We start from the raw sequence: 8,122 nt of genomic DNA, 5'->3' as shown, positions 1-8,122 counted from the left end.
ACGGATTGGCGGTGTGTTGTAGATTAGGGCAGCAGGCAACGACCTAAGCCACAGTGATTCTCGAGGCGGGGAGGCGTAGGCCTCCCCGTATCGTTTTTGGAAGCCACATGAATATTCTGATCGTTGGACCCAGTTGGGTCGGTGACATGGTGATGGCGCAGACACTGTTTCAGTGCCTCAAGCAGCGTCATCCACAGTGCGAAATCGACGTCCTGGCCCCGGAGTGGAGCCGGCCGATCCTTGAGCGCATGCCCGAGGTACGCAAGGCCTTGAGCTTTCCGCTCGGCCACGGCGTGCTGGAGCTGGCGACCCGTCGGCGCATCGGCAAATCCCTGGTCGGCCAGTACGACCAGGCGATCCTGCTGCCCAATTCGCTGAAATCGGCGCTGGTGCCGTTTTTTGCCGGTATTCCCAAGCGCACCGGCTGGCGTGGCGAGTTTCGCTATGGCCTGCTCAATGATGTGCGCACGCTGGACAAAGACCGCTATCCGCTGATGATCGAGCGCTTCATGGCCCTGGCCTACGAGCCGGGCGTCGAGTTGCCCAAGCCGTATCCCCGGCCAAATCTGCAGATCGATCCGGTCACGCGCGAAGCGGCCCTGGCCAAGTTCGGCCTGACCCTGGATCGCCCGGTATTGGCCCTGTGCCCGGGTGCCGAGTTCGGCGAATCGAAGCGCTGGCCGGCGGAGCATTACGCCCAGGTCGCCGAGGCGAAGATTCGCGAAGGTTGGCAGGTCTGGCTGTTCGGTTCGAAAAACGACCACTCGGTGGGCGAAGACATCCGCTCGCGGTTGATTCCCGGCCTGCGGGAAGAGTCGGTCAATCTCAGCGGTGATACTTCCCTGGCCGAGGCCATCGACCTGCTGTCCTGCGCCGATTCGGTGGTGTCCAACGACTCCGGCCTGATGCACGTGGCCGCCGCGCTGAACCGTCCGCTGGTGGCGGTCTACGGCTCCACTTCGCCGGGCTTCACCCCGCCGTTGGCGGACAAGGTCGAAGTCGTTCGCCTGGGCATCGAATGCAGTCCATGCTTCGATCGCACCTGCCGCTTCGGTCACTACAACTGCCTGCGCCAGCTCATGCCGCCGTCGGTGAACGAAGCCCTGGAGCGTTTGCAGGGCACACCCGTGGAGGTCCGGTAACTTGCGGGTATTGCTGATCAAGACTTCATCGCTGGGGGATGTCGTCCACACGTTACCCGCGCTGACCGATGCGGCGCGGGCGATTCCGGGTATCAAGTTCGATTGGGTGGTGGAAGAAGGCTTCGCCGAAATCCCTACCTGGCACCCGGCCGTGGGCAAGGTCATTCCAGTGGCGATACGGCGCTGGCGCAAGAACCTCTGGCAAACCTTCAAGAGCGGCGAGTGGCGGCGCTTCAAGCAGAGCATGCGCGCCGAAAAATACGACCTGGTGATCGATGCTCAGGGCCTGTTGAAAAGCGCCTGGCTGACTCGCTACGTCAAGGCGCCGGTCGCCGGCCTGGATAAAGACTCGGCTCGCGAACCCTTGGCGGCGCGCTTCTACTCGCGGCGCCTGGCGGTGGCCCGTGGTCAACATGCGGTCGAGCGGGTGCGTCAGTTATTCGCCCTGGCGCTGGGCTATGACTTGCCGCAAACCCAGGGTAACTACGGCCTCGACATCGACCGCCTGGTGGAATTGCCACGTCCCTATCCCTACGTGGTATTCCTGCACGGCACGACGTGGGAGTCCAAGCACTGGCCCGAGCTTTACTGGCGCCAGCTCACCGAACGCATGGGCCAGTTCGGCGTTGTGGTGAAACTGCCGTGGGGCAACCCGGCCGAGAAGGCCCGGGCCGAACGCATCGCCAGTGGGTTGCGCAACGCGTTGGTGCTGCCGAAATTGAACCTCGGCGGCATGGGCAAGGTGCTTGCCGGCGCCCAGGCTTGCGTGGCCGTGGACACCGGTCTTGGCCATCTGGCCGCAGCCCTGGACGTACCGACCATTTCGCTGCTTGGTCCGACCAACCCGGTGCTGACCGGCGCCTATGGCAAGGGCCAGATTCACCTCGCCAGCGATTTCCCGTGCGCCCCCTGCATGCAGAAACAATGTACTTACCCGCCAACTGCCGAAGATGCCCGGCGGTTCGACCTGAAACGCGAGCAGCCCCTGTGCTTCACGCGTCTGAATCCCGAGCGTGTCGCCAGCCACCTGAGCACGTTATTGGCTGAGGAGCCGCGCTGATGCAATTGGCTTTTGTCCTTTACAAGTATTTCCCTTTCGGCGGCCTGCAGCGTGACTTCATGCGCATCGCCCTGGAATGCCAGCGGCGCGGTCACCAGATCCGCGTCTACACGCTGATCTGGGAAGGTGATGTGCCGCCCGGCTTCGAAGTGCTGGTGGCGCCGGTCAAGGCGCTGTTCAACCATCGCCGCAACGAGAAGCTCAGCGCGTGGATGGAGGCTGACCTGGCCAAGCGCCCGGTGGACCGGCTGATCGGCTTCAACAAGATGCCCGGCCTGGACGTGTACTACGCCGCCGACGGCTGCTTCGAAGACAAGGCGCAGAACCTGCGTAATTCGCTGTATCGGCGCTGGGGACGCTACCGGCATTTCGCCGAGTACGAGCGGGCGGTGTTCGCCAAGGACGCCAAGACCGACGTGCTGATGATCTCCGAAGTCCAGCAACCGCTGTTCATCAAGCACTACGGCACGCCGCTGGAACGTTTTCACCTGCTGCCGCCGGGCATCGCCCAGGACCGCCGCCGACCTGCCGACGCTGACGAAATCCGTGCCGCGTTCCGGGCCGAATTCGAGCTGGCCGACGACGACCTGTTGCTGGTGCAGATCGGTTCCGGGTTCAAGACCAAGGGCGTGGATCGCAGCCTCAAGGCCTTGGCCGCGCTGCCCGCGCAACTGAGAAAACGCACCCGACTGTTTGTAATTGGCCAGGACGACCCCAAGGTATTCCAATTGCAGAGCGCCGCGCTGGGGCTCGGTGAAAACGTGCGGTTCCTCAAGGGCCGCAGCGACATCCCGCGTTTCCTGTTGGGTGCCGACCTGTTGATCCATCCGGCATACAACGAAAACACCGGCACTGTCTTGCTGGAAGCGCTGGTGGCCGGGTTGCCGGTGCTGGTCAGCGCGGTGTGTGGGTACGCCCACTACATCGCCGAGGCCGACAGTGGCCTGGTGCTGGACGAGCCGTTCGAACAAGCGCAGCTCACTGAGTACCTGGGTCGGATGTTGAGCGACCCGGGAGCACGCGCGACGTGGAGTCGCAACGGTCTGGCCTTCGCCGAGACGGCCGACCTCTACAGCATGCCGCAGCACGCGGCCGATGTGATATTGGCGGAGCACGCTTGATGAAATTGATGCTGGCCGAACCGTTCAAGAGCCTTTGGGCCGGGCGCGATGCGTTCGCCGAAGTCGAAGCGCTCCAGGGCGAGGTCTACCGTGAACTCGAAGCCCGGCGCACCCTGCGCACGGAGGTGGACGGGCGCGGCTTTTTCGTGAAGATCCACCGTGGCATTGGCTGGGGCGAGATTTTCAAGAACCTGTTCACCGCCAAGCTGCCGGTACTCGGCGCGGGCCAGGAATGGAAGGCGATCCAGCGCCTGCAGGAAGTCGGCGTGCCGACCATGACCGCAGTCGCCTATGGCGAGAAGGGCAGCAATCCGGCGGACCAGCATTCGTTTATCGTCACCGAGGAGCTGGCGCCGACGATCAGCCTTGAAGATTTCAGCATCGACTGGGTCAAGCAAGCGCCGCCACCCAGGCTCAAGCGCGCCTTGATCGCCGAAGTGGCGCGCATGACCGGGATGATGCACCGCGCCGGGGTCAACCACCGTGACTGCTACATCTGCCATTTCCTGCTGCACACCGACAAACCGGTGACACCTGAGGATTTCAAGCTTTCGGTGATCGACCTGCACCGCGCCCAGACCCGAGCGGCCATTACCACTCGTTGGCGTAACAAGGACCTGGCGGCGTTGTATTTCTCGGCGCTGGACATTGGCCTGACCCGCCGCGACAAGCTGCGCTTCCTAAAGGGATATTTCCAGCAGCCGCTGCGCCAGGTCCTGGCTGAAGAGGCTTCGTTGCTGGCATGGCTCGAAGGCAAGGCCAACAAACTGTATGAACGCAAGCAGCGGTACGGGGATGCGCTCTGATGTCGGGCTGGAACCTGGAGCCGGCCTACGCTGAATTGGCGCAGGATTTCGGCAGCCTCGATGCGGTGTTTGGTCTTCAGGGAGAGCGTCTGACGCGTGATCCGCTGTCAGAGGTGATCCGCATACAACGCAACGGCGTGAACTACTACGTCAAGCGCTACGTCGGTGCCGGCAAAGGCTTGCGGCGCTACCTGGGCAAGCCCCGGGTCAAGTCCGAGTGGCAAAACCTCAAGCGATTCGCCAAGTGGGGGATTCCCACCGCCGAGATTGTTGCCTGGGGCCTGGAGCGACGTGGCGCGGCGTATGATCGCGGGGCGATGATCACCCGTGAACTGCCGCGTACCGAAGACCTGTCAGCCCTGGCCGAGCGGCACGATCCGCGCCTGGGCGATCGTGCCTGGGTCGATGGCGTGAGCCGGCAATTGGCAGGCTACACCCGAACCATGCACGATCACCGCTTCACCCATAACGACTTGAAGTGGCGCAACCTGCTGATCGATGACCAGGCGCGACTGTTCCTGATCGACTGCCCGAACGGCGATTTCTGGCGCGGCTTCTGGCTCAAGTACCGGATTACCAAGGACCTTGCCTGCCTGGACAAGGTTGCCAAGTATCACCTGTCGGCTACCCAGCGCCTGCGTTTTTATCTGCAATATCGCCAGCGCGACCGGCTCGATGCGTGTGACAAAAAACGCATCCGCCATGTAGTGAGATTTTTTGAGGGACGTGAATGACTGATTTCCTGGCCGCTGAAGACCGGGCGTTGCTTGCACGTCATGGCCTGGACAGCTTCGAGGCCCTTTGGTCGCGAGAACTGGACGCCGTCGATGAGCCCAATACCTCTGGCGGTGGCTGGAGCAGCGTGTTCCGGCTGGAGCTCGAAGGGCAGGGCTATTACCTCAAGCGTCAGAGCAATTACCTGACCCGGACCTTGTCGCACCCGTTTGGCGAACCGAGTTTTTCCAGGGAGTTTCGCAACATCAGCCGGTATCGCCAGTTGGGGATTCCGGCCCTGCAAGCTGTGTTCTATGGCCAGCGCAAGGTGAACGGCGAAGTGCGGGCGATTCTGCTGACGCGTGCACTGGACGGCTGGGATGACCTGGATTCGCTTCTGCAGCGTTGGTCGAGCCTGACGGCAGCGCAGCGCACTACCATCCTCAATGCTTGCGGGTTGTTGGCGCGACGCCTTCACGCCGTGCATCAAGTGCACGGTTGCTTCTATCCAAAGCACATCTTCCTGCAAGCCGCCGCCGACGGTTACCAGGCGCAGTTGATCGACCTGGAGAAAACCCGGCCGCTGCTGTTTGGCTGGCGGGATCGGGTCAAGGATTTGGAGCCTTTGCTGCGCCGGGCCCAGATCTGGAGCGAAGAAGATGTCCGTCAGATGCTGTCTACTTATCTGGACCAGCCCCTTGGCGGTGCGCTGGTGGATCAATGGATGACGCGATTGAGGGCTCGACGCACCCATAAGGAGGCCCGCTGATGCATCTGTCGGAATTGAAAAGCGCCGGTCGCAGCCCGAGCCTGCCCCTGAGCGTGGAGCTGGCCGATGCTGCCGGTCCGGCGCAGTTGCAGTTGCTTTCACTGCTGCGAGTGTTGCCGGGGCAGCGTTACGTCGGTGCTGGCATCTGGCGTGGCCGGCCGGTACTGGCCAAGTTGCTGGTGGGCAGCAAGGCGCCTCGGCATTTCCAGCGTGAGCTGCAAGGTGTTCGCCTCCTGGCGGAGCAGGGGCTGACCACGCCATTGCTGTTGGCTGATGGCTTGAAGGAGGGCGAGGGTGGCTGGCTGCTGTTCGAGTTGCTGGAAGACGCCGAGAGTCTCGGCGATGCTTGGAAGCAGGTTGAGCATCTGCCGATGTTGGCGGACGAACAAACAGCAGTTTTGGCCGAGGCCCTGGGCGCGATTGCGCAGCTGCACGGCAAGGGCCTGTGGCAGGAAGACCTGCATTTGGACAACCTGCTGCGCCACGGTGGCAAGCTCTATCTGATCGATGGTGCTGGCATTCGCGCCGAAGCCCCCGGCCAGCCGTTATCGCGGCAGAAGGTGTTGGAAAACCTCGGGGTGTTTTTCGCCCAGCTTCCCAAATCCATCGAGCCGTTCAATGAAGAACTGCTGGTGTATTACCTGTTGGGCAACGCCGAACACGCCCTGCCGATGGAGGCGCTGCAAAAACAGATCGACAAAGTGCATGCCTGGCGGCTGAAAGATTTTCTCGAAAAGGTCGGGCGCGAGTGCAGCTTGTTCAGCGTGCAGCGCGGACCGTTCGGGCTGCGGGCGATCCGTCGCGATGAAGAAGCGGCCATGGTCCCCGTGCTGGAACAGGCCGACGCGTTGCTCGACCAGGGGCACCTGTACAAGACCGGTGGTGCGGCCAGTGTCGGCAAGGTCGAGTCGAATGGTCGCACCCTGGTGATCAAGCGCTACAACATCAAGAACTTCGCGCATTGGCTCAAGCGTTTCTGGCGCCCGAGCCGCGCCTGGCATTCCTGGCGCGAGGGGCATCGACTGGCTTTCCTCGGCATCGCCACGCCCAAGCCGCTGGCGCTGCTGGAAAAGCGTTTCCTCTGGCTGCGCCGAGGGGCTTACCTGGTGACTGAGCACCTGTGCGGCCCGGACATCATCGAACGCTTCGCTCCTTACGTCGAGAGCGGCGAGGCTCCCGAGACTGAGCTGCTGGCGCTGGATCGCTTGTTCGCCGATCTGATCCGCGAGCGCATCAGTCATGGCGACTTCAAGGGGCACAACCTGTTCTGGCAAGACGATCGTTGGGCGTTGATCGACCTCGACTCGATGTGCCAACACCGCAGCCAGTCCAGCTTCGCCCAGGCCTATGCCCGGGATCGGGCGCGGTTCATGCGCAATTGGCCTGAGGGGAGTGCGTTGTATCGGGTGATCGATGGGCGATTGCCTAGAGAGGTCGGGGCATCAGTATTGAGCTAATGCGACACAATATTTAACGGATCAAAGTGTAGGTGTTCTGGTTTTGTGTGTTCAGTACGCCTTGAGAAGGAGTCGTGACGCTATGCCAGATAATCCAGTGCCTGCTCAGCAATTTTCACTTTTTGAAATTGAGGCTGAAAAGATCGTTAGCGAGGATAAGCCTGCCGTCCCAGGCGGGAAATTCAGCGACTTCATCGTGTACGTGGATGAGAGTGGCGATCATGGAATGCAGACGCTGGATCCCAACTATCCGATGTTTGTACTAGCTTTTTGCGTTTTTCATAAGCGCCACTACTGCGAGAAGGTCATTCCTGCCCTGCAGAAGTTCAAGTTCAATCATATGGGGCATGACCTAATTGGGCTGCATGAGCTGGAAATCCGTAAGGAGAAAGGTGCTTTTTCCAGTCTGTTTGTATCCAGGCAGCACAAGCACTCCTTTCTTGATGAGCTGACCAGCATCATCGAGGCGAGCAATTTTATTCTGATCAGTTGCGTTATAGATAAGACAAGGCTGCGGGATAGGCAAGGCGGTGCGGATAATCCCTATCACGTTGCTTTGGGCTTCTGTCTGGAAACGCTTTATGAGTTTCTGAAGGAGAAGCTCCAGCACGATGCGTTGACCCATGTGATCGTCGAGCGAAGAGGGAAAAAAGAAGATAACGAGCTTGAGCTGGAGTTTCGCCGTATGTGTGACGGTGCTAATCGTATGGGGATTCAACTTCCGTTTGATATTGTCTTCGCGACTAAGCAGGTTAACTCTACCGGCTTGCAACTGGCAGATCTCGTTGCGAGACCTATTGGCATGAGTGTCCTACGTGCCGGGCAGGAAAACCGGGCTTTTGATGTGCTCAAGCGTAAGTTCTATTGCAGCGGCGGGCGCGATAAGGCCGGAGAAGGTTTTGAAAACTGGGGATTGAAAATTTTCCCGCTTCCAGAAAGCGAAAAGCCCCGGTGAAACTCACCGAGGCTTAGACGCCGACCGGGATCCCCCAGTCCATTTGCGCGAAGTCTATGTTGGTAGCCATTAGCTGTCAATGGACATGCAATGGGTAA

8 protein-coding genes are annotated in these 8,122 nt (G+C 60.8%); all 8 read left to right on the top strand.

Annotation, left to right across the window (positions count from 1 at the left end):
* Positions 1-107: 107 nt before the first annotated feature.
* The 8 genes from waaF (at position 108) to OC610_RS04950 (ending at position 8,024) form a co-directional block, all read left to right on the top strand.
* The gene (gene waaF, locus OC610_RS04985; RefSeq protein ID WP_264426808.1) at positions 108-1,142 is read left to right on the top strand and encodes a lipopolysaccharide heptosyltransferase II; all 1,035 of its coding nucleotides are present in this window, start codon (positions 108-110) and stop codon (positions 1,140-1,142) included.
* A 1-nt stretch (position 1,143) separates the two neighbouring features.
* Positions 1,144-2,202, top strand: a complete 1,059-nt coding sequence (gene waaC / locus OC610_RS04980; RefSeq protein WP_264426807.1) for a lipopolysaccharide heptosyltransferase I — start codon at positions 1,144-1,146, stop codon at positions 2,200-2,202.
* The gene (locus OC610_RS04975) at positions 2,202-3,323 is read left to right on the top strand and encodes a glycosyltransferase family 4 protein (protein ID WP_264426806.1); all 1,122 of its coding nucleotides are present in this window, start codon (positions 2,202-2,204) and stop codon (positions 3,321-3,323) included. The genes waaC and OC610_RS04975 overlap by 1 nt, the downstream gene beginning before the upstream one ends.
* A complete protein-coding gene (gene rfaP, locus OC610_RS04970; RefSeq protein ID WP_264426805.1) occupies positions 3,323-4,129 on the top strand; it encodes a lipopolysaccharide core heptose(I) kinase RfaP in 807 nt (268 codons plus the stop codon). The genes OC610_RS04975 and rfaP overlap by 1 nt, the downstream gene beginning before the upstream one ends.
* Positions 4,129-4,863, top strand: coding sequence for a lipopolysaccharide kinase InaA family protein (locus OC610_RS04965; protein ID WP_264426804.1), 735 nt, complete (start codon positions 4,129-4,131; stop codon positions 4,861-4,863). Before rfaP ends, OC610_RS04965 begins: the two co-directional genes overlap by 1 nt.
* Positions 4,860-5,612, top strand: coding sequence for a lipopolysaccharide kinase InaA family protein (locus OC610_RS04960; RefSeq protein ID WP_264426803.1), 753 nt, complete (start codon positions 4,860-4,862; stop codon positions 5,610-5,612). The genes OC610_RS04965 and OC610_RS04960 overlap by 4 nt, the downstream gene beginning before the upstream one ends.
* A complete protein-coding gene (locus OC610_RS04955) occupies positions 5,612-7,069 on the top strand; it encodes a lipopolysaccharide kinase InaA family protein (protein WP_264426801.1) in 1,458 nt (485 codons plus the stop codon). The genes OC610_RS04960 and OC610_RS04955 overlap by 1 nt, the downstream gene beginning before the upstream one ends.
* Before the next feature lie 82 nt (positions 7,070-7,151).
* Complete coding sequence (locus OC610_RS04950; RefSeq protein WP_264426800.1) at positions 7,152-8,024, top strand: DUF3800 domain-containing protein; 873 nt, start codon at positions 7,152-7,154, stop codon at positions 8,022-8,024.
* Positions 8,025-8,122 lie beyond the last annotated feature (98 nt).

The sequence above is a fragment of the Pseudomonas agronomica genome (genome assembly GCF_025917275.1).
Lineage (GTDB): Bacteria > Pseudomonadota > Gammaproteobacteria > Pseudomonadales > Pseudomonadaceae > Aquipseudomonas > Aquipseudomonas agronomica.
The sequence above is the reverse complement of the archived record's forward strand: the minus strand, read 5'-3'. Positions and strand labels throughout refer to the sequence as shown.